This window comes from Streptomyces atratus, assembly GCF_014648655.1.
GTDB classification, from domain to species: Bacteria; Actinomycetota; Actinomycetes; order Streptomycetales; family Streptomycetaceae; genus Streptomyces; species Streptomyces atratus.
The window spans coordinates 396980-420607 of the sequence record NZ_BMRN01000002.1; the positions used below are offsets into that span (position 1 = coordinate 396980).

The 23628-nt window shown below is 69.2% G+C and carries 19 protein-coding genes, 2 tRNA genes and 3 pseudogenes; 21 read left to right on the forward strand and 3 right to left on the reverse strand.

All coding sequences use genetic code 11. The features are described from left to right. The first annotated feature begins 154 nt into the window (after positions 1–154). The 8 genes from IEZ15_RS04735 (at position 155) to IEZ15_RS04770 (ending at position 9051) form a co-directional block, all read left to right on the forward strand. On the forward strand, positions 155–949 hold the full coding sequence (locus IEZ15_RS04735) for an O-methyltransferase (protein ID WP_189274458.1): 795 nt from the start codon (positions 155–157) through the stop codon (positions 947–949). A 135-nt stretch (positions 950–1084) separates the two neighbouring features. Beyond that, on the forward strand, positions 1085–3076 hold the full coding sequence (locus tag IEZ15_RS04740; RefSeq protein ID WP_189274460.1) for a glycosyltransferase family 2 protein: 1992 nt from the start codon (positions 1085–1087) through the stop codon (positions 3074–3076). A gap of 63 nt (positions 3077–3139) precedes the next feature. Then, positions 3140–3736 carry a dTDP-4-dehydrorhamnose 3,5-epimerase gene (gene rfbC / locus IEZ15_RS04745; protein ID WP_114244462.1) on the forward strand — a complete coding sequence of 199 codons (597 nt, stop codon included), beginning with the start codon at positions 3140–3142 and terminating at the stop codon, positions 3734–3736. Between the two features lie 165 nt (positions 3737–3901). Further along, entirely contained in the window at positions 3902–4987 is a 1086-nt protein-coding gene (gene proB / locus IEZ15_RS04750; RefSeq protein WP_229845750.1) for a glutamate 5-kinase, read from the forward strand. Between the two features lie 144 nt (positions 4988–5131). Continuing rightward, positions 5132–5632 carry a DUF8830 family protein gene (locus tag IEZ15_RS04755; protein WP_189274464.1) on the forward strand — a complete coding sequence of 167 codons (501 nt, stop codon included), beginning with the start codon at positions 5132–5134 and terminating at the stop codon, positions 5630–5632. 83 nt (positions 5633–5715) lie between these two features. Continuing rightward, positions 5716–6999, forward strand: coding sequence for a glutamate-5-semialdehyde dehydrogenase (locus tag IEZ15_RS04760; RefSeq protein ID WP_114244459.1), 1284 nt, complete (start codon positions 5716–5718; stop codon positions 6997–6999). Between the two features lie 67 nt (positions 7000–7066). Then, entirely contained in the window at positions 7067–7672 is a 606-nt protein-coding gene (locus IEZ15_RS04765) for an SCO2584 family spore wall biosynthesis protein (protein WP_189274467.1), read from the forward strand. A 248-nt stretch (positions 7673–7920) separates the two neighbouring features. Next, entirely contained in the window at positions 7921–9051 is a 1131-nt protein-coding gene (locus IEZ15_RS04770; RefSeq protein WP_189274469.1) for an SCO2583 family membrane protein, read from the forward strand. On the opposite strand, the gene IEZ15_RS04775 is transcribed toward IEZ15_RS04770, so the two are convergent. Then, the gene (locus IEZ15_RS04775) at positions 8975–10111 is read right to left on the reverse strand and encodes a M48 family metallopeptidase (protein ID WP_189274471.1); all 1137 of its coding nucleotides are present in this window, start codon (positions 10109–10111) and stop codon (positions 8975–8977) included. The two genes, IEZ15_RS04770 and IEZ15_RS04775, sit on opposite strands and share 77 nt — an antisense overlap. A gap of 110 nt (positions 10112–10221) precedes the next feature. Here IEZ15_RS04775 and IEZ15_RS04780 point away from each other — a divergent pair, with 110 nt between their 5' ends. The 7 genes from IEZ15_RS04780 (at position 10222) to IEZ15_RS04810 (ending at position 14453) form a co-directional block, all read left to right on the forward strand. Continuing rightward, a complete protein-coding gene (locus tag IEZ15_RS04780; protein ID WP_176740246.1) occupies positions 10222–10374 on the forward strand; it encodes a hypothetical protein in 153 nt (50 codons plus the stop codon). A gap of 84 nt (positions 10375–10458) precedes the next feature. Beyond that, positions 10459–10623: a hypothetical protein gene (locus IEZ15_RS04785; protein ID WP_093897070.1), complete on the forward strand. Its 165-nt coding sequence runs from the start codon at positions 10459–10461 to the stop codon at positions 10621–10623. Positions 10624–10661: 38 nt separating this feature from the next. Continuing rightward, a complete protein-coding gene (nadD, locus tag IEZ15_RS04790; protein WP_093897071.1) occupies positions 10662–11279 on the forward strand; it encodes a nicotinate-nucleotide adenylyltransferase in 618 nt (205 codons plus the stop codon). Between the two features lie 19 nt (positions 11280–11298). After that, positions 11299–13020, forward strand: a complete 1722-nt coding sequence (locus IEZ15_RS04795) for a LytR C-terminal domain-containing protein (RefSeq protein ID WP_189274473.1) — start codon at positions 11299–11301, stop codon at positions 13018–13020. A 114-nt stretch (positions 13021–13134) separates the two neighbouring features. Further along, positions 13135–13566, forward strand: a complete 432-nt coding sequence (gene rsfS / locus IEZ15_RS04800) for a ribosome silencing factor (RefSeq protein WP_114244454.1) — start codon at positions 13135–13137, stop codon at positions 13564–13566. Further along, positions 13563–14216 carry a histidine phosphatase family protein gene (locus IEZ15_RS04805; protein ID WP_114244453.1) on the forward strand — a complete coding sequence of 218 codons (654 nt, stop codon included), beginning with the start codon at positions 13563–13565 and terminating at the stop codon, positions 14214–14216. The genes rsfS and IEZ15_RS04805 overlap by 4 nt, the downstream gene beginning before the upstream one ends. A gap of 164 nt (positions 14217–14380) precedes the next feature. Next, a tRNA-Ala gene (locus tag IEZ15_RS04810) sits at positions 14381–14453 on the forward strand. A 104-nt stretch (positions 14454–14557) separates the two neighbouring features. Here the strand turns inward: IEZ15_RS04810 and IEZ15_RS04815 are convergent. Further along, positions 14558–15413, reverse strand: a pseudogene (locus tag IEZ15_RS04815) (helix-turn-helix transcriptional regulator). A 108-nt stretch (positions 15414–15521) separates the two neighbouring features. Between IEZ15_RS04815 and IEZ15_RS04820 the strand changes: the two are divergent. The 3 genes and pseudogenes from IEZ15_RS04820 (at position 15522) to IEZ15_RS04830 (ending at position 17731) form a co-directional block, all read left to right on the forward strand. After that, positions 15522–17032: pseudogene (locus IEZ15_RS04820) on the forward strand (MFS transporter). Between the two features lie 257 nt (positions 17033–17289). Then, positions 17290–17523 carry a hypothetical protein gene (locus IEZ15_RS04825; protein WP_114244451.1) on the forward strand — a complete coding sequence of 78 codons (234 nt, stop codon included), beginning with the start codon at positions 17290–17292 and terminating at the stop codon, positions 17521–17523. A 135-nt stretch (positions 17524–17658) separates the two neighbouring features. After that, positions 17659–17731 (forward strand) — tRNA-Ala (locus IEZ15_RS04830). Positions 17732–17791: 60 nt separating this feature from the next. On the opposite strand, the pseudogene IEZ15_RS04835 reads toward IEZ15_RS04830, so the two are convergent. Then, positions 17792–18428, reverse strand: a pseudogene (locus IEZ15_RS04835) (NADH-ubiquinone oxidoreductase-F iron-sulfur binding region domain-containing protein); the annotation flags it as partial. Between the two features lie 243 nt (positions 18429–18671). Here IEZ15_RS04835 and leuS point away from each other — a divergent pair. From leuS to IEZ15_RS04850, 3 genes are all read left to right on the forward strand, one after another. Beyond that, complete coding sequence (gene leuS / locus IEZ15_RS04840) at positions 18672–21545, forward strand: leucine--tRNA ligase (RefSeq protein WP_189274475.1); 2874 nt, start codon at positions 18672–18674, stop codon at positions 21543–21545. A gap of 198 nt (positions 21546–21743) precedes the next feature. Then, on the forward strand, positions 21744–22469 hold the full coding sequence (locus IEZ15_RS04845; protein WP_189274477.1) for a hypothetical protein: 726 nt from the start codon (positions 21744–21746) through the stop codon (positions 22467–22469). 130 nt (positions 22470–22599) lie between these two features. Beyond that, complete coding sequence (locus IEZ15_RS04850; RefSeq protein ID WP_114244449.1) at positions 22600–23445, forward strand: DegV family protein; 846 nt, start codon at positions 22600–22602, stop codon at positions 23443–23445. The last annotated feature ends 183 nt before the right edge of the window (positions 23446–23628 follow it).

The following is a 23628-nucleotide window of genomic DNA, read 5'->3' on the forward strand; positions in this document are numbered from 1 at the left end:
GTCAAATAATCGTATCGACGGTCAAATCCCATCGAATTCCAAAGATGTGAACAACGAAGGTTTACATAGGGGAGAACGCTTACATCACAGTGCGGTCATGGGGTAACTTCGCCGGGGACCAGACCAGTTGGTTTCCTCCGAAGGGCTGCTCCACGTGAACCGCCATGACTTTCTGCGTCAATTGCACCGCGTCTACCGGCCTCGGAACTATTTGGAGATCGGGGTCAACGACGGCAGGAGCCTGGCCCTCTCGCGAGTGCCCTCCGTCGCCGTCGACCCCGCCTTCCGCGTGGTGACGGACATCAGCTGCGACGTCCACCTGGTCAAGGCGACGAGCGACGACTTCTTCGCCCGCAAGGACCCGCTGCTGCACCTGCGCAACGGCCGCAACCCGTTCCGCGCCCTCGCCCGCCGCGATCCCCTCAATGTGCTCGGCGGGGATCCGAAGCTGGAGCTCGCCTTCATCGACGGCATGCACCTCTTCGAGTACGCCCTGCGCGACTTCATGAACGTCGAGAAGCACGCCCGCTGGTCGAGCGTGATCGTGCTGGACGACATGCTGCCGCGTAATGTCGACGAGGCGGCCCGCGACCGGCACACCGACGCCTGGACGGGAGACGTCTACAAGGTGGCTACCGTGCTGCGGCGCTTTCGCCCCGACCTGACGGTGATCGAGGTCGACACCCAGCCCACCGGTATCGTGCTGGTCTTCGGCGCCGACCCGGACAGCACGGTGCTGAAGAACGCGTACGACAGGATCATCGAGGAATACGTCGTACCCGACCCGCAGGACGTCCCCGACGAGCTGCTGGTGCGCAAGAACGCCGTACAGGCCGAGGCGCTGCTCGAAGCCGACTTCTGGCCCTCGCTGGTCCGCGCCCGCAACCTGCGCCGCCCGCGCTCGGCCTACGCGCCTCTGCGCCGCCGGATCAAGGCGTTGACCGGCTGAGCCGAGGGCGCCGGACGAGGAAGGAGAGGCCCGACATCGCGTCGGGCCGTTCCCGCGGGCTCGCGATAATCTGATGCGTACATTTCCCAGGGCGATGAGACGCCGGGGCCTTCCTCTCTTATTGGGGTTAACTGCATGTCCGTCAAGGTCAGCGTCGTCATCCCGGTGTACAACCCGGGTGAGTACATCGAGGACTGCATCGCCTCACTGCTTCGGCAGAGCCTCCCGGACGACGAGTACGAGGCCATCTTCGTCGACGACGGCTCCACCGACGCCACCCCGGCGCGGTTGGACGAGATCGCCGCCACGTACCCGCACATGCACGTCATCCACCAGGAGTCCTCGGGCTGGTCGGGCAAGCCCCGCAATGTCGGCACCGCCGCGGCCAAGGGCGAGTTCGTCATGTACGTCGACAACGACGACTGGCTGGGTGACGAAGCCCTGGAGCGCATGTACAACTACGGCGTCGAGAACGAGGCCGACGTCGTCATCGGCAAGATGGCCGGCAAGGGCCGTCCGGTGCCGGTGGAGCTCTTCCGCGTGAACCGTCCGCGCGCCGACGTCTCCAGCGCCCCGCTCATGGACAGCCTCACTCCGCACAAGATGTTCCGCAAGGAATTCCTGGAGAGCAAGGGCATCAGCTTCCGGGAGGGCCGTCGGCGTCTGGAGGACCACGTCTTCGTGGTCGAGACGTACCTTCGGGCCTCCAACATCGCGGTTCTCAGCGACTACCTGTGCTACTACCACATCAAGCGTGAGGACGCCTCGAACGCCGGTTTCCAGCGCTTCGACCCGGTCGGCTACTACAACAACCTCCGGGAAGCCCTCGACATCGTCGAGAAGTACACGGAGCCTGGCACGCTCCGCGACAGCATGTTCCGCCGCTGGCTGCGCAATGAGATGGTCGAGCGCCTTCGCGGCAAGCGTCTGCTGACGTTGCCGGAGGACTACCGCCAGGAGCTGTACACCGAGATCCGGGGCGTCGTCACCGAACGGTTCGGACCCGGTGTCGCGCGGGGGATGCAGCCCACCCAGCAGATCGTCGCCGCGCTCGTCGTGGCCGACCGCCTCGCCGACATCGAGGAACTGGCCCGCTGGGAGGCCGGGATCAAGCCCACCGGCTTCCTGGAGTCCCTGAAGTGGGACGCCGGGCGGCTCGGGGCAGGCTTCACCGCCGAGTACCAGACCGACGGCGAACCGATGACCTTCCGGACCGAGGGCGAGGAGGACCTGCTGAACCTGCCGCTGGCGCAGGACACCCTGGACGCCGTCGTGGGTCTCGGCGCCAGTCCTCTCGCGACCGTCGACAAGGCCAAGGTCGATCTGGTCGTACGGGAACGGACCACCGCCGCGGAGTTCTTCCAGCCGGTCGAGTTCACCCGTGAGCGCATCCCCTCCGACGACGGGGCCACATTCCGGCTGGTGCTTCGGGCCGAGGCGACGATCGACCCGGAGTCCGCGGCCAACGGCGCACCGCTGGGCGACGGCATCTGGGACGTCCTGATCCGGATCAGCTCGTGCGGCTGGACCAAGGAGACTCGCCTCGGATCGGCCCGTGCCGAGAACATGGAGACCGGCCGACGCGGTGCCTTGAGCGGTGAGCCGGTACGGCTGGTCCTGCCGTACTGGACCGAGCCGCACGGCAACCTCTCCCTCGACGTGGACCTTGCCACCAGTCGGTTCGACCGGGACCTCAAGAGCCTCACCCCGAAGGACACTGTCCTGGCGGACGGCCGGATCGAACTGCCCGTCCCCCTCGCGATGAACGGCACCGTCGGTACCGAGAGCGCCAGGCTGCGTTTCAAGCCCCTGTCCGGCGGGAGCACGGCCGAGACCGTCGCGACTCTCACGGCCGGCCCCACCGCGGCGGTCCTCTCCGCACACCTCCCGGACGGGCTGGGCGCCGGACGTTTCTGGGGCATCGAGATCGGCCTGCCATCCGCCCGACGCGGCAAGCCGCGCTGGGCCAAGCTTCCGGTCGTCATCGCCGTCGCCGCCGACGCAACGATGTCCACGACCACGGTGGCCGCGGCGGCCGCGGCGGCCAAGAAGCCCACCGCTCCCGCACCGAAGAGATCCCTGGTGCGGCGCGTGACCGGACGTATCAAGCGGACCCTGTTCAAGTAGCACCTCCGCTCCGCAGCCGACCACAACAACCGGCATCACCTTGCAGTGAGAAAGCAGAACAGCATGCGACCTCTGTCCATCGAAGGCGCCTGGGTCCACGAGCCGAAGGTGTTCCCCGACGACCGCGGCAGCTTCCACGAGTGGTTCCGCGGCGCGGATTTCCGTGCGGCCACGGGCCAGGACCTCAGCCTGGTCCAGGCGAACTGCTCCGTGTCCCGCCGAGGGACCCTGCGCGGTCTCCACTTCGCCGATGTGCCACCCAGCCAGGCCAAGTACGTCAAGTGCGTACGCGGCGCCGTCCTGGACGTCATCGTCGACATCAGGGTCGGTTCCCCGACCTACAAGCAGTGGGAGATCGTCCGCCTCGACGACCGGAACCACCACGCGGTCTATCTCTCGGAGGGTCTCGGCCACGGTTTCTTCGCACTGAGCGACGACGCGACCGTGGTCTACCTCTGCTCAGAGGGGTACGCGCCCGAGCGGGAGCACGGCATCAACCCGCTCGATCCCGAACTGGCCATCGCCTGGCCCGAGGACATCGAGCCGTTGCTCTCCCCCAAGGACGAGCAGGCGCCGACGCTCGCCGAGGCCGAGCGGCAGGGGCTGCTGCCCCGCTACGAAGACTGCGTCTCCTTCCGGGAGCAACTGCGCGCACGCTGAGCCGTGTACGGGATGCGCGGCGGCGCGGGCCGCGCATCCCACGCTGCGGAACGGGCGGACGTGCCGCCCGGCCGCTCGCGTAGATTGCCAGGGCCGGGCGGAGCCGAATCATTGGGGATGTACGTGTCAAGGGCAAGGCAGGGCGTCGCAGAGGCCCGCAGGATCGTGGTCAAGGTCGGTTCCTCATCCCTCACCACCGCGGCGGGCGGCCTCGACGCGGACCGTGTCGACGCGCTCGTCGACGTACTCGCCAAGGTGAGGAGCGGCGGGGAGCGCGAGATCGTGCTCGTCTCCAGCGGCGCCATCGCGGCCGGGCTCGCCCCGCTCGGGCTGCACCGCCGGCCCAAGGACCTGGCCAGACAGCAGGCCGCGGCCAGCGTCGGACAAGGACTGCTCGTCGCCCGCTACACCGCCTCCTTCGCGCGTTACGGCGTACGCGTCGGCCAGGTGCTGCTCACCAGCAACGACACCAGCCGCCGTGCCCACTACCGCAACGCCTACCGCACCCTCGACCAGCTCCTGGACATGGGTGCGCTCCCGATCGTCAACGAGAACGACACCGTCGCCACCGACGAGATCCGGTTCGGCGACAACGACCGGCTCGCCGCGCTCGTCGCCCATCTCGTCCGCGCGGATCTGCTGGTCCTCCTCTCGGACGTGGACGGCCTCTACGACGGCGACCCCAGCACCCCGGGCACCTCGCGGGTCGCCGAAGTGGCCGGCCCCGAGGATCTCGCGGGTGTCACCATCGGCAGTGCGGGGAAGGCAGGCGTCGGCACCGGCGGCATGGTCACCAAGGTCGAGGCCGCCCGGATCGCCACGGCCGCCGGAGTCCCGGTCGTCCTCACCTCCGCGAGCCGGGCCGCCGACGCACTGGCCGGACGCGACACCGGTACGTACTTCCACCGCACCGGACGCCGCTCGGCGGACCGGCTCCTCTGGCTCGCCCACGCCTCCACCCCGCAGGGCTCGCTGACCCTCGACGACGGGGCCGTACAGGCGGTCGTCGAGCGGCACAGTTCGCTGCTGCCCGCAGGAATCGCCGCGATCGAGGGCGAGTTCACCGCGGGCGACCCGGTGGAACTGCGCGACCTCGAAGGCCGTCCCGTGGCCCGCGGGCTCGTCAACTTCGACGCCAAGGAGATTCCGCAGCTGCTCGGCCGATCCACCCGCGATCTGGCACGTGAGCTCGGTCCAGCATATGAACGCGAGGTCGTACACAGGGACGATCTCGTCGTCCTGCACCCCTGACAGATCCCCTGAAACGGCTGAAAGTCCAGCCTCGGGGCAGGGACCTTCACGAAAAGCGCCCCATCGTCGGCCGCGGACTGGTCAACTTTGTAGCGGGGGCACAGCGGGGTACAGCACAGCAAACGCATTCACAGGAGGCCGCCGGTGAGACGAGCGCGCCCGGGGGCGCCGCCCCGAGGAACGGGTGGCCGGGCCCTGACCAGTGTCGGAGCAGGTGCCGGCTTCGACGAGAGCCGGTCCATGGACCGCAGGGACGACCGGACCACCGGGCCCGAGCCGACGGTGGCGAAGGAGGAGCGCGCCCCGTCGAGACTCTGGCACATCACGCTCAGTGTCTCGGGCGCCGCGATTCCGCTGAAGGAGGTCAGACGCGGTCTCGAACAGCTCGCGCACGACCATCCCTTCCTGCTGACCAGCCGGTACGCCGACGACCACGCAGAGATCCGCTACTGGGAAGAGGCCCGCGATCTGCACGATGCGGCGGCCGTCGCGCTGCGGCTGTGGGGGGAACACCGCTCCACCGCCGGGCTGCCGCCCTGGGAGATCGTCGGCCTGGAAGTCATCGACCGGGAGACGTACCACCAGCGCGTCGCCGAGGGATACGGGCCGCCCCCGGCCGCTCCGGTCGGCGTGCACCCGTACTGAGCGCGGCGGCGGCCTCCGCGGCAGTTGTCTCGCATCACGGGATACGTGACGGATGCCCGCAGTGTGCGCACTACTCTGCGGGCATGACCACGCTCTCGCCGTACGACAACATGTCCCCGGTCGCCCAGGCCGCCTACCGGGCACGCTCCGCCGCCGCCGACATCGCGCCACTGCCGCGCGCGGCGAAGGACGGCGCGCTGCTGGCGATCGCGGACGCGCTGGAAGTGCGGACGGGCGAGATCGTCGCGGCCAATGCCGAGGACGTCGCCCGCGCCCGTGAGGCCGGGACCAGCGAGTCGATCGTCGACCGGCTCACCCTCACCCCGGAACGGATCCGTGCCATCGCCGCCGATGTGCGGGACGTCGCGGCGCTGCCCGACCCGGTCGGCGAAGTCGTCCGCGGCTCGACCCTGCCCAACGGCATCGACCTGCGACAGGTCCGGGTGCCGCTCGGCGTGGTCGGGATCATCTACGAGGCCCGGCCCAATGTGACGGTGGACGCCGCTGCCCTCTGCCTGAAATCGGGTAACGCCGTCCTGCTGCGCGGCTCGTCCTCCGCGTACGCCTCCAATGTCGCGCTCGTACGGGTGCTGCGCGATGCGGTCGGCGGCTCCGGCCTCCCGGCCGACGCCGTGCAGCTGGTGCCGGGCGAGAATCGTGACTCGGTACGGGAACTCATGCGGGCGCGCGGCCTCGTCGACGTCCTCATCCCGCGCGGCGGCGCCTCGCTGATCCGCACAGTGGTCGAGGAATCCACCGTTCCGGTCATCGAGACAGGCACCGGCAACTGCCATGTGTATGTGGACGCGCAGACCGACCTCGACATGGCCGTCGACATCCTGATCAACTCCAAGGCGCAGCGCCCGAGCGTCTGCAACGCCGCCGAGACGCTCCTGGTCCACAAGGACATCGCCGCGGACTTCCTGCCCCGGGCACTGGACGCGCTGGCCGGCGCCGGGGTGACCGTGCACGGCGACGAGCGGGTCCTCGAATACGCCGAGGGGTCCAAGGCCACGGTGGTGGCGGCGACGCCGGAGGACTGGGAGACCGAGTACCTCTCGTACGACATCGCCGCGGCCGTCGTGGAGTCGCTGGACGCGGCCGTCGCGCACATCCGGCTCTGGTCCTCCGGCCACACCGAGGCGATCGTGACCACCTCCCAGGCCGCGGCCCGCCGCTTCACCCAGTTGGTGGACTCCACGACGGTGGCCGTGAACGCGTCGACGCGCTTCACCGACGGCGGTCAGTTCGGCTTCGGCGCCGAGATCGGCATCTCCACACAGAAGCTGCATGCCAGGGGCCCGATGGGCCTGCCTGAGCTGACCTCGACGAAGTACATCGTCACGGGCGACGGCCACGTGCGGTGACCGTTTGGGTCCGGTGAATGTTGCGGGCTCCCTGCCCAGAACGACCCGGCGGGGCTAGTCTGGAGCGGTGCCGGACGACGTGGGGGGCAGGCCGTTCCCGGACGGCTGGGAGCCCGACGACGACCGCGGGGGCGCGGACGAGGACTTCGCCTCCGTGGTATTCGACGAGGACTTCGTACGGGCCGCCGAGATCCATGAACCCACCGCCGTGGAGCGACTGCTTGCGGCTGCGCAGGCCCGCGCCGAGGCCGAGGCGTCCCGGGCGCGGGCGGGCGGCGGTCCGCCGGACGACGAACTCTATGACGAGGGATACGGGCCGGGCGGCGCATACGGCCGCGGGAGCGCCTACGGCGACCCGCTGGACCCCGATGACGACGATGTGTACGGCAGCGGACCCTACGGGCGCCACGGCGGCGCCCTGCGCCCCTACCGGGGTGCGGCGCGCTGGCACCGGCCGGTGGCCTGGCTGCTTGCTGTCCTGATGGGCATCGGAATGGTCGCGCTTGCCTTCAGCGCCGTCTACCGCAACACCTCGGGCAACCGCCAGGACCCCGCCCCGCCGCCCGCCACCACCGGCGTGGACAGTGCACCGGGCCCCCTCCCCAGCGCCGTCCCGCCGGCCTCGGCCGGCTACCCCCGTTCCACGGTCCCAGCAGTCCCGCGCCCGTCCTGAGGGCGGTCGGCCGGGGTCCCCGGGCAACTCTCGGGCGGTTCTCTCGCGGCTGGGCGTTTACCCCGGTCGTAATCGACCTACCCTGAAGGTATGACCCCCCTCTCCGAGGGGGCTTCTCACCCGTCCGTACATGCGTAGTCATGCGACGTCATGCGAACTCATCACGGGCAGGCCCTGTCCGAAGCCATCCGGCCGAAGCAGAGCGAAGCGTTTCGGCCCCGGTCGGTGACGTGGAGTCGGGAGAAGTCATGGCAGACCGCGGAGAACCACCAGAAGGTCCGCCCGAGAGCACGCCGGGCGGCGGTGAGGACGAGTACCGGTCACTCGTCTTCGACGAGTCGTTCGTGCGTGCTGCCCGGCTGAAGGAGTTCTCCGCCCAAGAACGCATGGGGGACCACGCCCGTGCCGTACGCAGCCTCCCGGCCCGGGGCTTCCGCGCCGGCTCCAAGGCAGCCATCGCCCTGGTCCTCCTGATCGCCCTGGCCTTCGGAACGGCCGTGTACATGGGCTTCCGCCACCCCTACCAGGCGCCCGTCGGCAGAAGGGCCGAACCTCTGCGGTCGACCGTCGTCCCCCTGGCTCCCCAGGGTGCCGTACCCGGCGGAACCGCCGCCGGCCTCCTCGCCAAGAGCCCAGCCGCACAGTTCGAAACAGGTGCCGCAGGCATCAATCTGCCGGCGATCCGAGGGACGGACAACTTCTCGGGCAGCCAGGTCGCGACGGCCCTGACGACGGTCAAGGACTACCTGGTGGCGTCCTCGCTGGACCCCGACGTCCTCACCGGAAACGCGGTGCGGCCGGTGAAACTGCTGCTCGACCCGGACCAGATGGCCCAGTTCGACCGCAGCATGAGCCGACCGGACGACGACGGACAGCATGCCGCCACCGGCTGGCTGGTGCGCTTCGACCCGGCGAAGGTGGCACTGGCCGCTCCGGACATACGGGTCCGGGGCACCCTGAGCTACACGGAGGCGGGGTCCGACACCCTGGAGGTGGTGTCGGACCACACCTTCACATACACGCTCCGCCCGGCGGTCTCAGGGCCTCAACGGGCAGGCGGTGCCTCGCTCTTCACCGTACGGCGCGAGCTCCACTTCCGCTTCGACCGGGAAGACCTGCGGCTGCACCGGCTGGAACTGCGCACCAGCTACGCACAGGCCGGACCGCAGGCGTGCCCGGCGGACACCACCGGTGCGCTGCGGCCGCTGCTCGCCGGGCAGCGCGCCGTCTCCCGCGGCCCCGCGGGCACCGACCCGTACGCGACGGACCGGCCCAACCCGGCGCTCTGCGGGACGCTGACGGTCAGCTCCCAGCAGTCCCGGGCTCATCAGGGTTCCGAGGCTCCTGGGGCTCCGCAGAGCCCGCGGAGCCGTTCGTAGCACCGCCCTTGGCGGCTGCGCCCCCGCCCCCTTGACCGGTGAACTTGTCGCGGAGCTTGCCGCCCAGGTCTCCGGCGCCCCCCGCTATGTCGCCGACCAGCTTCATCAGCGGATCCTTGCTGGTGCGCACCGTGTCCGCGTAGTGCGCCGCGGACTCCCGGAAGGAGTCCGTCACCGAGGTGTCCTTGTCCTCGTCGCGCCGCGGATAGTGGCCGTCCATGATCCGCTGGTAGTCGCGCGTCTCGGACCACTTCTTCAGCTCGGCCGCGCGCACCGTGGTGAAGGGGTGCGAGCGGGGCAGCAGATTGAGGATCTTGAGCACTGAGTCGCGCAGATCGCCGCCCTTCTCGTACTCGTCGGCCTGGGCGAGGAAGGCGTCCACATTCATCTCGTGCAGATGATTGCCGCCCGCGATCTTCATCAGGCCGCGCATCGATGCCTGCAGATCCTGTCCGACCAGCAGCCCCGCCCGGTCTGCCGACAGCTCCGACTTGCGGAACCACTCGCGCAGTGCTGTCACGATCGCCATGATCGCGACATTGCCGAGCGGGATCCAGGCGACCTTCAACGCGATATTGGTGAGGAACAGCAGAATCGTGCGGTACACGGCGTGGCCGGAGAGGGCGTGTCCCACCTCGTGGCCGATGACGGCCCGCATCTCCTCCTCGTCGAGCAGCTCCACCAGCCCCGTCGTCACCACGATGATCGGCTCGTCGAGACCGATACACATGGCATTGGGCTGCGGGTCCTGGTTGACGTACATCGGCGGGACCTTTTCCAGGTCCAGGATGTAACAGGCGTCCCGCAGCATGTCGTTGAGGTGGACGAACTGCGCGTCGCTCACCCGGACGGAGTCGGAGAGGAAGAGCAGCCGCAGGCTGCGCTCGGGCAGCAGACCGCTCAGGGTCTTGAACACGGTGTCGAAACCGCTCAGCTTGCGCAGGGCCACCAGGGCCGAGCGGTCCGCCGGGTGTTCGTAGGCCCGGGACGAGATCCCTGCGAAACGCCTGCGTTGCCTGCTCGGCACGTTCTCGTGGCTCTCGTGGCTGCGTTCGGTCATGAATGGGCCCCCTGTTCGTACGAGACGTCGCTCGCCCCCTGACAAATCCCAGCGTAGGTGCTGGGTCTACGGTGTGCGGGGGGCTGTGGATAACTGAGGAGACGCCCGACATGCCGCATACCGTTGCTCTGCTTGCCGCCGCATCCGAGGATCAGGGGCCCGGCAACACACTCCGCATCGTGCTGCTCGCCTCGCTCGTCGGAGCTGTCCTGCTCGGCTGGTTCCTGCTCCGCGGATACCGCAACGACGACAACAACGACTGAGTCGGCGTGAGCGTGCCCGGGGCGCCCGCATACGATGTGCGCGACGTCTTCCTTCCGACTCCCGATCGATAGGTCCTGCCGAAGATGAGCCTCACGAGCACCGCGCACCAGCTGGTCACTCTCGCCGCCGAGGGCGGCGAGCACGGTGGCAACCACGAAAGCCTCAGCCCGTATCTCACCGGGGGCGGTGCGTTCGTCGTGCTGCTGCTCCTGCTGTGGATCACCACTCGCTTCAACCGCGACCGCTGAGGCGAAGGCGTACAGCTGTGCCAGTAGGCTCTGCACGCATGGGAGAGCAGGAAGTGCCTACCGGCCGCGGAAAGCGCCGAATCGGCGTGATGGGCGGGACGTTTGACCCGATTCATCATGGACACCTGGTGGCGGCCAGTGAAGTGGCCGCCCAGTTCCACCTCGACGAGGTGATCTTCGTGCCGACCGGGCAGCCATGGCAGAAGAGCCACAAGCATGTCTCCCCGGCCGAGGACCGCTATCTGATGACGGTCATCGCGACGGCGTCCAACCCGCAGTTCTCGGTCAGCCGGAGCGACATCGACCGCAGCGGGCCGACGTACACCATCGATACGCTGCGGGACTTGCGCGCGATCCATGGCGACGCGGACCTCTTCTTCATCACGGGCGCCGACGCGCTCTCCCAGATCCTCACCTGGCGGGACGCCGACGAACTGTTCTCCCTCTCCCACTTCATCGGTGTGACGCGGCCGGGGCATGTGCTCGCGGACCCCGGGCTGCCGGAGGGCGGGGTCTCCCTCGTGGAGGTGCCCGCGCTCGCGATCTCGTCCACGGACTGCCGTGAGAGGGTCGCGCAGGGGGAGCCGGTCTGGTACTTGGTGCCGGACGGCGTGGTCCGCTACATCGACAAGCGCCAGCTGTACCGCGGCGAATAAGCCACGTAGAGGGGCACCGGTGAACGACCGACAGAACCCGTACGACCCGTACTACCAGCAGCCGCAGATCATCGGCTACGACGAGTACGGGCAGCCGGTGTATCAGCAGCCCGGACAGCAGTCGTACGACCCGTATGCGCCTCAGCAGTCCCAGCAAGAGCCGCATCAGGCCGACCAGGGGTACGGATACGACCTGTACGCCCAGCCTCAGCAGCCGCAGCCCGTGCAGCCGCAGCCGTACGACCCGTATGCCGCCCCCCAGCAGCCGCAACAGCCCCAACAGCAGGCATACGGCGGCTACGACGGCTATGGCTACGACACCGGCCCGCAGCCCGCCGCGGTCGACACCACCCAGCAGTGGAACATCCCGCAGCAGGCCGCCGCACAGCCGTCCCCGCCCCCACCCGCGCCGGCCCGGCAGGAGCCCGAGCCCGACTTCGAGGCCGACCCGGAACCGGCCGTCCCCGGGCAGCGCCGAGCCGACCGCGACTACCGCACAGAGCAGTTCTCCTTCATCGAGGAGCCCGACGAGGACTCCGAAGACGTCATTGACTGGCTGAAGTTCACCGAGAGCCGCAGCGAGCGGCGCGAAGAGGCACGGCGTCGCGGCCGCAACCGCATGGTCGCGCTGATAGTCGTGGTGGTCCTGGTGGTGGTCGGCGGTGTCGGCTACCTCTGGTCCGCCGACAAGATCCCCGGCCTCTCCGGTTCGGAGAAGGGCAACACCGCATCGACGGGCCCGCAGCAGCGGGACGTCATCGTGGTCCATCTGCGCAACACCAAGAAGGGCGGCACCTCCACGGCGCTGCTCGTCGACAATGTGACGACCAAACAGGGGACCACGGTCCTGCTCCCCAACTCTCTCGCGGTCGCCAGCGACGAGGGCGTCACGAGCACCCTCGGCAAGTCCGTCGAGGACGACGGCACCACGGGCACCCGCGATTCCATCGACACACTGCTCGGCACCAAGATCAGCGGAACGTGGCGGCTCGACACCCCCTATCTGGAGACTCTCGTCGATCTGGTCGGCAGCATCGAGGTCGACACCGACACCGAAGTGCCCGACACGAAGAAGGGCGCTTCCCCCCTGGTGAAAAAGGGGGAGGCACAGACCCTGAGCGGCCAGATGGCTGTTGCATACGCCACCTACCGGGCACCCGGTGAGGCCGAGGCGAAGCAGCTCATGCGGTTCGGGGAGGTCATGCGAGGCGTTCTGCGGAAGATCTCGGACGACCCGAAGACCGCCACGGTCACCGTGCAGACGCTGGCGCAGATCCTCGACCCGTCGCTCCCCGAGAAGGATCTCGGTGCCTCGCTGGCGAAGCTCGCCCAGCACGCCAAGGGCGGCGACTACAAGACGGCACTGCTGCCGGTGCAGGCCGACGGCACCCTCACCGACGCGGCCACCGAGAGCATTGTCGAGGACATCCTGGGCGGCACGGTGAAGGCTCCGGACGCCGGTGCGGCGGTGCGGGTCGGGATCAAGAACGCCACCGGTGACAAGGACGCCACGCAGTCCGCCCAGATCAAGCTGGTCAACGGCGGATATGCCTTCGTCGGCGGCGGAACGGCCGAGACCGCGGCGCTGTCCGAGGTCGTCTACAAGACCGCGGCGGACAAGGACAAGGCGACGCAGGTCGCCAAGACCCTGGGGCTGCCGACGAGCGCGCTGAAGCAGGGCAAGCCCGCAGCGAACGCGGATGTGTCCGTCGTGCTCGGCCAGAACTACGAGATCAAATGACCGGGACCGCACCGCCCGGATGATGGCGATTCGATCTTCGAACGATCGCTGCGTGGGCTGTCGGCGGTCCGTGAGACCCTAGAGGTTGATCTGACCGCCGACGAAAGCCTGCTTGTGACCGCCACGGACCGCTCCATCGAGCTCATCAACGCCGCCGCTCAGGCGGCCGCCGACCGGCTCGCGCACGACATCATCGCGTACGACGTCAGCGACGTGCTGTCGATCACAGACGCCTTCCTGCTGGCTTCGGCCCCCAACGACCGCCAGGTCAAGTCGATCGTCGACGAGATCGAGGAGCGGCTCCAGAAGGAACTCGGCGCCAAGCCGGTACGCCGTGAGGGCGACCGCGACGCGCGCTGGATCCTCCTCGACTACGTCGACATCGTCATCCATGTCCAGCACAGCGAGGAGCGGGTCTTCTACGCGCTGGAGCGCCTCTGGAAGGACTGCCCCGAGATCGCGCTCCCCGAGGACGCCGTCAAGACCCGAGGCAAGGCCGCGGAGCACGCCCAGCTCGCCGGCAGCACGGAAGGTGAGCAGAGCTGAACGGCAGCGGAAGCGGCAGGGGCCGCAGGATTGTCCTCTGGCGACACGGCCAGACGGCATGGAATCTGGAGCGCCGGTTCCAGGGCTCCACGGACATCGCACTCACCGAGGCCGGCGTCGGGCAGGCCCAGCGGGCCGCCCGGCTGCTCGCCTCGCTGAAGCCGGCTGCGATCGTCGCCTCCGATCTGCAGCGGGCGGCGGCCACAGCCGCCGAGCTCGCCGCGATCACCGGCCTCGAGGTAGCGCACGAGGCGGGGCTGCGTGAGACCTACGCGGGTGCCTGGCAGGGCCTCACCCACAAGGAGATCGTCGAGCTGTACGGCGAGCAGTACGCCGCATGGAAGCGCGGCGAGCCCGTGCGTCGCGGCGGCGGTGAGCTGGAGACCGAGGTCGCCGACCGGGCCGCCCCGGTCGTACTCGGACACGCCGAGAAGCTGCCCGACAGCGGCACGCTCGTCGTAGTCAGCCACGGCGGCACCATCCGCACCACCATCGGTCGGCTGCTGGGTCTGGAGGCGCACCACTGGGAAGGGCTCGGCGGGCTCTCCAACTGCTGCTGGTCGGTGCTGGGCGAGGGCGCGCGGGGCTGGCGCCTGCTGGAGCACAATGCCGGCACGCTGCCGGAGCCGGTGCTCGGCGACGACACCTAGGAGCGCCGGGGCCTGGGAGTGCCATGGGCCTGCCTGCGGGGCGGGCCCGGACGGCGCTGAGGCCACCCCCGGGCGGCGTCGGCCGGATTTCACTTTCTGGCTGGTCACAGGCTAAAGTTCTTCTTGTTCGCAGCGCGGAAACGCAGGGAAATACGGCGAACAGCGGGGCTATAGCTCAGTTGGTAGAGCACCTGCATGGCATGCAGGGGGTCAGGAGTTCAAATCTCCTTAGCTCCACAATCAAGATCCCGTCCCCACCAGGGGGCGGGATCCTTGCGTTTCCCCTGACTGCCCGGCCTGGGGCTTCTTCTGGCCGTCCGACGCCCTGACCGTGCGTCCGGTCACGCCTCCCGGCGCCGCAGCAGCGCCGCCACCTGCTCGCTGCTCTTCTCGTCGGCCGGGGTGCAGGCCACGATCCGGCACTCCGGCAGCCCGTTGACGGAAAGCGACACCGAGGTCATCCGTATCTCGTCGGTCGCCGCCCAGTGCCGGAAGGTCTTCACCCGCGGTCCCGGCGGCGCTACATTCTCGCCGCGCCACAGTTCGGCGAAGTACGGGCCGGCGGCCGAGAGCCGTTCGGCGAACGATTCCCGGGCGGGCTCGCCCGTATGCCGTCCGTGGGCTCCCCGCAGCGTCGCCACCATGATCGGCAGTTCCTGGGTCCGGTGGACGATGGGACAGGCCTCCTCGGCCACCGTGAACAGCGTCCACAGCACATTGCGTATGCCGGTTCTCGCCATTTCGGGGACGCCGAACAGGTTGCGGTAGGCGGGATCGGTGGCCAGGACGTCGTACCGAGTGTTGTAGATCGCTGCGGGGTGTCGATCAAGTGCGTCGATGATGCCCTGGATCTCGGGCCCAACCTCTATCGTGTCGGTCTGTCTGCCCGGGGTGTAGGCCACCTCTGCCAGGTGGTAGAGGTGTTCGCGCTCCGGCGCGTCCAGTCGCAGGGTGTGCGCCACGGCGTCCAGGACCTGGCGAGGCGTTGATCGGACGGCCTTGTTCCAACCAGGTGCACCAGGTGACACCGACGCCGGAGAGCTGTGCGACCTCCTCGCGGCGCAGGCCCGGGGTGCGGCGGCGCAGCCCGGGCGCCATGCCCGCATCGGCGGGTGCCACCCGCGCCCGGCGGTTGTGCAGAAAGGCCGCGAGCTCCGGACGCCGCCGGTATTGCCTCTGTTGATGTGCCGTCACCATTGCCACACCCTCATCGTCATTGCCTCGCACGGGAGTTGCCAGGTGCTGTCAGGACCGGCATCAGCGGGCTCTCGTTACCCGTATTCGACCGGGGTGAGGCTCGATGCGATGACGGCGGCCTCTGAGGCAACTCCACGTTCCGTAACCAGTAAAGACGCCACCGCTGACAAACGGCCCGGCAGAGTGCTCGCCCTGGTCCTCGCGGCTCAGTTCATGGCGCTGCTCGACATCTTCATCGTCAACGTCACCGCCCCGACGATCCGGAGTGAACCCGGCGCCTCCGGAGCCGGGTTGCAGCTCATCGTGGCGGGATACACCATCACGTACGCCGTGCTGCTCATCACCGGCGCCAGGCTCGGCGGTCTGCTCGGACACGGCAGGGCTCATCTGGCCGGATTCGCCGTCTTCACGGCCGCCTCGTCGGCCTGCGGACTTGCCGCCGGAACAGGGCAGTTGATCGCCTTCCGGCTGATCCAGGGAGCGGGTGCGGCGGCGGTGATTCCGCAGGTGCTCAGCCTCATTCAGCGCCACTTCGCCGGCGAGGCACGGATCCGGGCGCTCGGTGCCTACAGCGCGGTGCTCGCCACCGGGGCGGCCGCCGGGCAGGTGGTCGGCGGGGTGCTGGTCGGCGCCGATCTGTTCGGCGCGGGCCGGCGGCCGGTCTTCCTGGCGAATGTGCCGATCGGTCCGGTTCTGCTGGTGCCCGGCATTCGTGCGCTGCCCGGAGAACCGCGTACGGGGGAATCCAGGGCCCAGGCGTGCGCCCGCGGACTCGATCTGCCGGGGCCGACGCTGCTCGCCGCAACCGTCACGCTGCTCACCGTCCCCCCGGTGCTCGGGCAGGAGTTGGACCGGCCGGTCTGGGCCTGGGTCTGCCTGATCGCCTCCGCGGGCTTCTTCACCGGGTTCGTCGGTCATGAGTCACGGCTGGCCGCGCGCGGTGGTGCGCCCCTGATCGGACACAAGGTGCTGCGCATCCCCGGCATGGCGCGGGCGGTGCTGCGCATCCCCGGCATGGCGAGGGCGGTGCTGCGCATCCCCGGCATGGCGAGGGCGGTGCTGCGCATTCTTGTGGTGATGGCGATCAACGCGGGCTTCCTCTTTGCGACGACGCTGCACGTCCACGGCGGTCTTGGCTACTCGGCGCTGCGCACGGGGTTGATGTCCGCACCGACCGCGCTGGTATTCGGTGCGATCGGGCTGACCTGGCGCAGGTGGCCCACGAGGCTCCAAGGGACCCTGGTTCCGGGCGGGTTCGCCCTGATGGCCGTCGCCTCCGTGGCCGTCGGGCTGCTGATGCGGGACGGCGGCGACGGCGGGCCCCGGCTGTACGCGGCCTTCGCGATCACGGGCAGCGGTATGGCGCTGGGCTTCAGCCCACCCTTACGGGGGCGTTGGCGAACGTGCGTCCGGAGAATGCGGCTGATGCAGGCGGTGTACTGGTGACCGTCACGCAGCTCGGCCAGCTGATCGGAGTCGCGACATTCGGCACGCTCTGTCTCAACCGCCTTGATACGCCAGGGGTGCAGGGGTTGGAGCAGGCCCTGTGGGAATGCGTTCTCGCACTGTCGGCGGCCGCGGTCGCGGGCGTGTCGGTGGGTCTCGCACGGCGTCGGTGAACGGCGGGATGTCCGGCGGGCTGCCCCCCTTGCGGCGTCATGGCAGAATCGGATCGCCGGAGGGGGCGACGGACCGAACGGGAGGGAGCGCGATGCCTGCGAGCCGCGACGAGGTCCCGGACCTGCTCCTTGTCTCCGAATGCCGCGTCCGCGCCGGCCGTCCTGCTGGTGATCCCTCCCATGCGGTCCACGTGCTCGGCGGGAACGGCGGAGTCTCCTGCGTGTGTACCGCCCGCGGCCAAAGCCGGAGCTGACCCATGGGTGCACACAGGCGGAAGTGCGACTGGTGCGGCAGTGGTACGCCCATCGTCAGGGACATGGATCCGATCAATCCGGAGTTCCAGTACTGGTGCGAGGAGTGTGCGCGGGCGCTGATCATAAAGGGCGACCCGATCGAGACCTACCGGGAGCTGGAGGGGGAGCCGATCTACGGGCGGCTGCTGGAGGAGCACTGCACGCTCAAGCGCTTCTACTCCTTCGCCACCGCGTGAACCCTCTCGACATCACTTGACAAAGATGCCGCAGATTCGGTCAAAGCCGTGCAGGCGGGAAACGATTTGGTGGAGTGGTGGGGTTACCGGTAATGTTCTCGATGTCGCCACGGGGAACCGGGCGGCACGCGGCACGGGGCTATAGCTCAGTTGGTAGAGCACCTGCATGGCATGCAGGGGGTCAGGAGTTCAAATCTCCTTAGCTCCACAGTGAAGAAATGAGAAGCGGGTCATCCTCAGAGGGTGACCCGCTTTTCGTATGTGTGCGTCAGTAGCGCCCGCTGTCAAGGGCCTTCCGGCCGATGACCGGCGGCAGCGCGGGGTGTTCCGCTGCCGCCTGCTCGATGCGGAGCGCCGGCGCGGGACACCGGCGCACTGCGCGCTGTGCGCGCCCTCTCAGATGCATCGGATCCGCTGCGTCCGCGAGCGCCGGGTAACCGTCGGGGCCCAGCCCGATCAGCTCGGGGACGATGTTCGCGCAGAGCCCGTGGCCCTGGCGGAGCGTCCAGTCCACCGCCAGCCGCCCGCCACTCGCAATGGACTCCTCCAGGCCCTGTCGGCCGGGCGCGGGAAGGGGCAGAACCCCGAGCGTCTCGCGGCCGGTCACCGCCAAGGACATGCGCCGCCAGGTCGTCCGTGAAGGCGGACAGCGGCGAGGTCAGAAAGCGCGCCGAGCCGTCCGGATGCTTGCACGCGCCCCAGCCCTTCGCTGCCCGGGTCGCTTCGCACAGCGCCTCCAGGGCCGCGGGCCCGCCGCTGTTCAGCACGTCGGACAGCCCGCCCGCCGCGGCCGGCAGCCCCTGCTTGCAGGGACCGCACCGGCCCGCGGTTTCGGCGGCGAGTCAGTTCGCCACCCGCAGGGACTCGCCGAGCGGGCAGCTCTCGGGCCCGATCGGCAGGATCGCTCTCCCGTCCCGTCCACGGACCGGCCGGGCCCGGACCGGTTCCGGGCCCGTGCGGTACCCTGACGCCATGCGTGCCGTACGCCTTCTGCTTAGCGAGCCGCGCTGATCAGTCCCGACCGGTGAGAATGCCTGGTCGGAATCGGCGCGGCGTCCCCTCCTGTGCGAGGGGATTTTTCGTTTCCGTAGACGCGTGTCCGTAGACATGGGCGCCGGCAGATGACGATCGATGGAGCTTTGAGGATCATGAGCGAGACGACTTCCGCAGCCGAGACGGCTGCGCCGCACCGCTACACGGCGGCGATGGCCGCCGACATCGAGGCACGCTGGCAGGACTTCTGGGACGCCGAGGGCACGTACGAGGCACCGAACCCGACCGGTGACCTGGCGGGCGATCCGGAGCTGGCCGCCAGGCCGAAGAAGTTCATCATGGACATGTTCCCGTACCCCTCGGGTGCGGGCCTGCACGTCGGTCACCCGCTGGGCTACATCGCCACCGATGTCTTCGCCCGCCACCAGCGGATGACCGGGCACAACGTGCTGCACACCCTGGGCTTCGACGCCTTCGGCCTGCCCGCGGAGCAGTACGCGGTGCAGACCGGCACGCACCCGCGGGTCTCCACCGAGGCCAACATCGAGAACATGACCGCCCAGCTGCGCCGGCTGGGCCTGGGCCACGACAAGCGCCGCTCGTTCGCCACGATCGAGTCGGAGTACTACAAGTGGACCCAGTGGATCTTCCTGCAGATCTTCAACTCCTGGTACGACACCGAGGCCGACCGCGCCCGCCCGATCGACGAGCTGGTCGCACAGTTCGAGAGCGGCGCACGCCCCACCCCGGACGGCCGTGACTGGAGCGCGCTGAGCGCCACCGAGCGCGCGGACATCCTGGGCGAGTACCGCCTGGCGTACGCCTCCGACGCGCCCGTCAACTGGTCGCCCGGCCTGGGCACCGTCCTGGCCAACGAAGAGGTGACGGCCGACGGCCGCTCCGAGCGCGGCAACTTCCCCGTCTTCAAGGCCAAGCTGCGCCAGTGGAACATGCGCATCACCGCCTACGCCGACCGGCTGCTGAACGACCTGGACGGGCTGGACTGGCCCGAGGCGATCAAGCTGCAGCAGCGCAACTGGATCGGGCGCTCCGAAGGCGCACGCGTCGACTTCCCGGTCGACGGTGCGGGCGACATCACCGTCTTCACCACCCGCCAGGACACCCTGTTCGGTGCCACCTACATGGTGCTGGCGCCCGAGCACGAGCTGGTCGAGCGGATCATTCCGGCCGCCTGGCCCGAGGGCACCCACCCGGTGTGGACCGGCGGGCACGCGTCCCCGGCCGAGGCCGTCACCGCGTACCGCAAGCTGGCCGCCGCCAAGTCCGACGTGGAGCGGCAGGCCGAGGCCAAGGACAAGACCGGTGTCTTCACCGGCGCGTACGCCACCAACCCGGTCAGCGGCGAGAAGGTCCCCGTCTTCATCGCCGACTACGTCCTGATGGGCTACGGCACCGGCGCGATCATGGCCGTACCGGCGCACGACGCGCGCGACTTCGCCTTCGCGCGCGCCTTCGAGCTGCCGATGCGCTGTGTCGTCGAGCCGTCGGACGACCGCAGCACGGACCCCTCGACGTGGGAGGACGCCTTCGGCTCGTACGACGCGAAGCTGGTCAACTCCGCCAACGACGAGATCTCGCTGGACGGCCTGGGTGTCGTCGACGCCAAGGCGAAGATCACCGAGTGGCTGAAGGCGCACGGCGTCGGTGAGGGCACCGTCAACTTCCGGCTGCGCGACTGGCTGTTCAGCCGCCAGCGCTACTGGGGCGAGCCCTTCCCGATCGTCTACGACGAGGACGGCATCGCCCACCCGCTGCCCGAGTCGATGCTGCCCCTGGAGCTGCCGGAGGTCGACGACTACTCGCCGCGCACCTTCGACCCCGACGACGCCGACACCCAGCCCGAGACCCCGCTGTCCCGGAACGCCGACTGGGTCAACGTCACCCTGGACCTGGGCGACGGCAACGGTCCGAAGAAGTACCGCCGCGAGACCAACACCATGCCCAACTGGGCGGGCTCCTGCTGGTACGAGCTGCGCTATCTGGACCCGAACAACGACTCCAAGCTGGTCGACCCGGCGATCGAGCAGTACTGGATGGGGCCGCGCGAGGGGCAGCCGACCGGCGGTGTCGACCTGTACGTCGGCGGCGCCGAGCACGCCGTCCTGCACCTGCTGTACGCCCGCTTCTGGTCCAAGGTGCTGCACGACCTGGGGCACATCTCGTCCGTCGAGCCGTTCCACAAGCTGTACAACCAGGGCATGATCCAGGCGTTCGTCTACCGGGACAGCCGCGGCATCGCGGTCCCGGCGGCCGAGGTCGAGGAGCGCGACGGACAGTTCTACTACCAGGGCGAGAAGGTCAGCCGCGTCCTGGGCAAGATGGGCAAGTCCCTGAAGAACGCCGTCACGCCGGACGAGATCTGCACCGAGTACGGTGCCGACACGCTGCGCCTGTACGAGATGGCGATGGGCCCCCTGGACGTGTCGCGGCCGTGGGACACGCGTGCCGTCGTCGGTCAGTACCGGCTGCTGCAGCGGCTGTGGCGCAACGTCGTGGACGAGGAGACCGGTGAGGTCACCGTCGTGGACACGGAGCCGGGCGAGGAGACGCTGCGAGCGCTGCACAAGGCGATCGACGGGGTCGGCCAGGACATGGCCGGGATGCGCTTCAACACGGCCATCGCCAAGGTCACCGAGCTGAACAACCACCTGACCAAGGCGGGAGGCCCGCTGTCCCGGAATGTCGCCGAGTCGCTGGTGCTGCTGGTGGCGCCGCTGGCGCCGCACATCGCGGAGGAGCTGTGGCGCCGGCTGGGCCACACCGAGTCGGTCGTGCACCAGGACTTCCCGGTCGCCGACCCTGCGTACGTCGTGGACGAGACCGTGACCTGCGTCGTGCAGGTCAAGGGCAAGGTCAAGGCACGCCTGGAGATCTCCCCGTCGATCGCGGACGAGGAGCTGGAAGCACTGGCCCTGGCCGACCCGGCCGTGGTCGCGGCGCTGGATGGCGCGGGGATCCGCAAGGTGATCGTGCGCGCGCCGAAGCTGGTCAATATCGTCCCGGCGTGACGCCGCTGATCGTCCCGCGCGAGGGCGCTCATCGTCCCCGCGTGACGGTCGTCGCGTAGCCGCCGATTGCTGTACGGCGGTGTGGGGGCGTTCCCCTACGGGCAGGTTGGGGGTTCCGAAGGAACCCTCGGCCTGCCCTTTCCGTTTACGGTGGAGGGGCCGGCACCCGGCAGCCGAGACGACATCCGAGGGGCGCTCATGGAAGCCGTGATCCTGATTCTGGGGTTGCTCTTTTTCGCCTTCGTGGCCCTGGGCGTGTACGTGGGCGTCAAGGCCATCGGCGCGGCGAAGCGGGGTGTCGACCGTACGATCACCCAGGCGCGCCGCACCGTCGAGGACAGCACGCTGCGGGCGAAGAGCTATGGCCAGGCGGGTATGGGCGGAGAGCTGGCACAGCTGCGGCTCGCGTTGCGCACATCCATGCGGGCCACGCAGGAGGCGTTGCAGTCGGGAGTCGCCGAGGACGCCTCGCTCTCGGAGTCACTGGGCCTCTTCCAGCGGCTGAGTGTGCACGGGCGCGCGCTGGACGACGAGCTGAAGAAACTGGAGCGCGAGCCCGACCGGGCGACGGTCGCCTCGCTGCTGCCGGGACTGAAGCAGCGTACGGAGCGGATCACGCACTCTGCGGATTCGCTGCGGTGGGCCGCGCGGGACCGTGCGCGGCGGTTCACCGACGACGATCTGGACGCGCTGAATGCGCAGATCGATGTGGAGGCCGGGGCGCTGCGGCACTGGACGGTGGAGCCGGACGAGCCGGTCCGCAGGCAGGGGGAACCGCAGGGCGACGGGCGCGACCAGGGGCAGCGGCAAGGTCAGGGGCGTGGGCCGGCCGATGATGTGGCACAGGCGATCACGGCTCCGGACCCGCAACGCCAGACCGAATACCCGTGGCAGAAGGCGGCTCGGCCCGAAACGACGAACTGAGGCGTTCGATGACCGGCGGTGAGGCGTCCGACGACCTGCGGTGACAGGAAGCGGTCCGAAGCGATCGGGAGCGATCATTCGGTCGGGGTCGGACTGCCGAGCCGCAGACTCGCCAGGTAACCTCCCGCTCATGTCCCGCCATGTCGCGATCGTCACCGATTCCACGGCCTACCTGCCGCCCGAGGCGATGGAGCGGCACGGCATCACCGCAGTGCCGCTGACCGTCGTCCTCGGTGATCAGGCTCTGGAGGACGGCACCGAGATCTCGGCCCGTTCCCTCGCGGTGGCGCTCCAGAAGCGTCGCCCCGTGACGACTTCCCGACCCAGCCCGGAGGTCTTCGCCGCCGCGTACAGGGCGGTGGCCGGGGCCGGAGCCACCGGCATCGTCTCGCTGCACCTCTCGGCCGAGATCTCGGGTACGTACGACGCGGCTCTGCTCGCGGCCAAGGACGCACCGGTTCCGGTACGGGTGGTGGACACCGGGATGGTCGCCATGGCCCTCGGATTCTGCGCCCTGGCGGCGGCGGAGACGGCAGAGGCGGGCGGAAGCCTGGACGAGGCCGTCGCAGCCGCGGAGAAGCGGGCAGCGGGCACCTCCGCGTACTTCTACGTCGACACGCTGGACTATCTGCGCCGCGGCGGTCGTATCGGTACCGCGCAGGCTCTGCTGGGATCGGCGCTCGCCGTGAAGCCGCTGCTCCAGCTGGACGGCGGCCGTATCGAACTGCTGGAGAAGGTACGGACGGCCTCGAAGGCGATCGCGCGTCTGGAGGAGATTGTCGCGGAACGGGCGGGCAGCAGCCGGGTGGACGTCGCCGTGCATCACCTGGCGGCACCCGAGCGGGCCGAGCGGCTCGCCGAGCGGCTGCGTGAGCGGGTGCCGGGTCTGGTCGATCTGCATGTCAGCGAGGTGGGCGCGGTGATCGGTGCGCACACCGGGCCCGGCCTGCTCGGGGCAGTGGTTTCGCCGCGCTGAAGCCGATTCGCCCACGTCACCCCTCGGGGCGGTCGAGTTATCCACAACTGGTTGTTTGTCCACCGAGATTGGGCCTGCTCAGCGGGTTCGGACGGATGTGCCTACCGTCGTGAGGCATGGCTCCCCGATCACATCGTGCAACCAGCGGAAGCGGAAGCGGCCCCGGCCGCACCCCGGCCTCGG

Coding starts and splice junctions, on each gene's coding strand:
- IEZ15_RS04740 (WP_189274460.1), top strand. CDS start 1,085: ATGTCCGTCAAGGTCAGCGTCGTCATCCCGGTGTACAACCCGGGTGAG.
- rfbC (WP_114244462.1), top strand. CDS start 3,140: ATGCGACCTCTGTCCATCGAAGGCGCCTGGGTCCACGAGCCGAAGGTG.
- IEZ15_RS04760 (WP_114244459.1), top strand. CDS start 5,716: ATGACCACGCTCTCGCCGTACGACAACATGTCCCCGGTCGCCCAGGCC.
- IEZ15_RS04770 (WP_189274469.1), top strand. CDS start 7,921: ATGGCAGACCGCGGAGAACCACCAGAAGGTCCGCCCGAGAGCACGCCG.
- IEZ15_RS04775 (WP_189274471.1), bottom strand. CDS start 10,111: ATGACCGAACGCAGCCACGAGAGCCACGAGAACGTGCCGAGCAGGCAA.
- IEZ15_RS04780 (WP_176740246.1), top strand. CDS start 10,222: ATGCCGCATACCGTTGCTCTGCTTGCCGCCGCATCCGAGGATCAGGGG.
- IEZ15_RS04785 (WP_093897070.1), top strand. CDS start 10,459: ATGAGCCTCACGAGCACCGCGCACCAGCTGGTCACTCTCGCCGCCGAG.
- nadD (WP_093897071.1), top strand. CDS start 10,662: ATGGGAGAGCAGGAAGTGCCTACCGGCCGCGGAAAGCGCCGAATCGGC.
- IEZ15_RS04825 (WP_114244451.1), top strand. CDS start 17,290: ATGGGTGCACACAGGCGGAAGTGCGACTGGTGCGGCAGTGGTACGCCC.
- leuS (WP_189274475.1), top strand. CDS start 18,672: ATGAGCGAGACGACTTCCGCAGCCGAGACGGCTGCGCCGCACCGCTAC.
- IEZ15_RS04845 (WP_189274477.1), top strand. CDS start 21,744: ATGGAAGCCGTGATCCTGATTCTGGGGTTGCTCTTTTTCGCCTTCGTG.
- IEZ15_RS04850 (WP_114244449.1), top strand. CDS start 22,600: ATGTCCCGCCATGTCGCGATCGTCACCGATTCCACGGCCTACCTGCCG.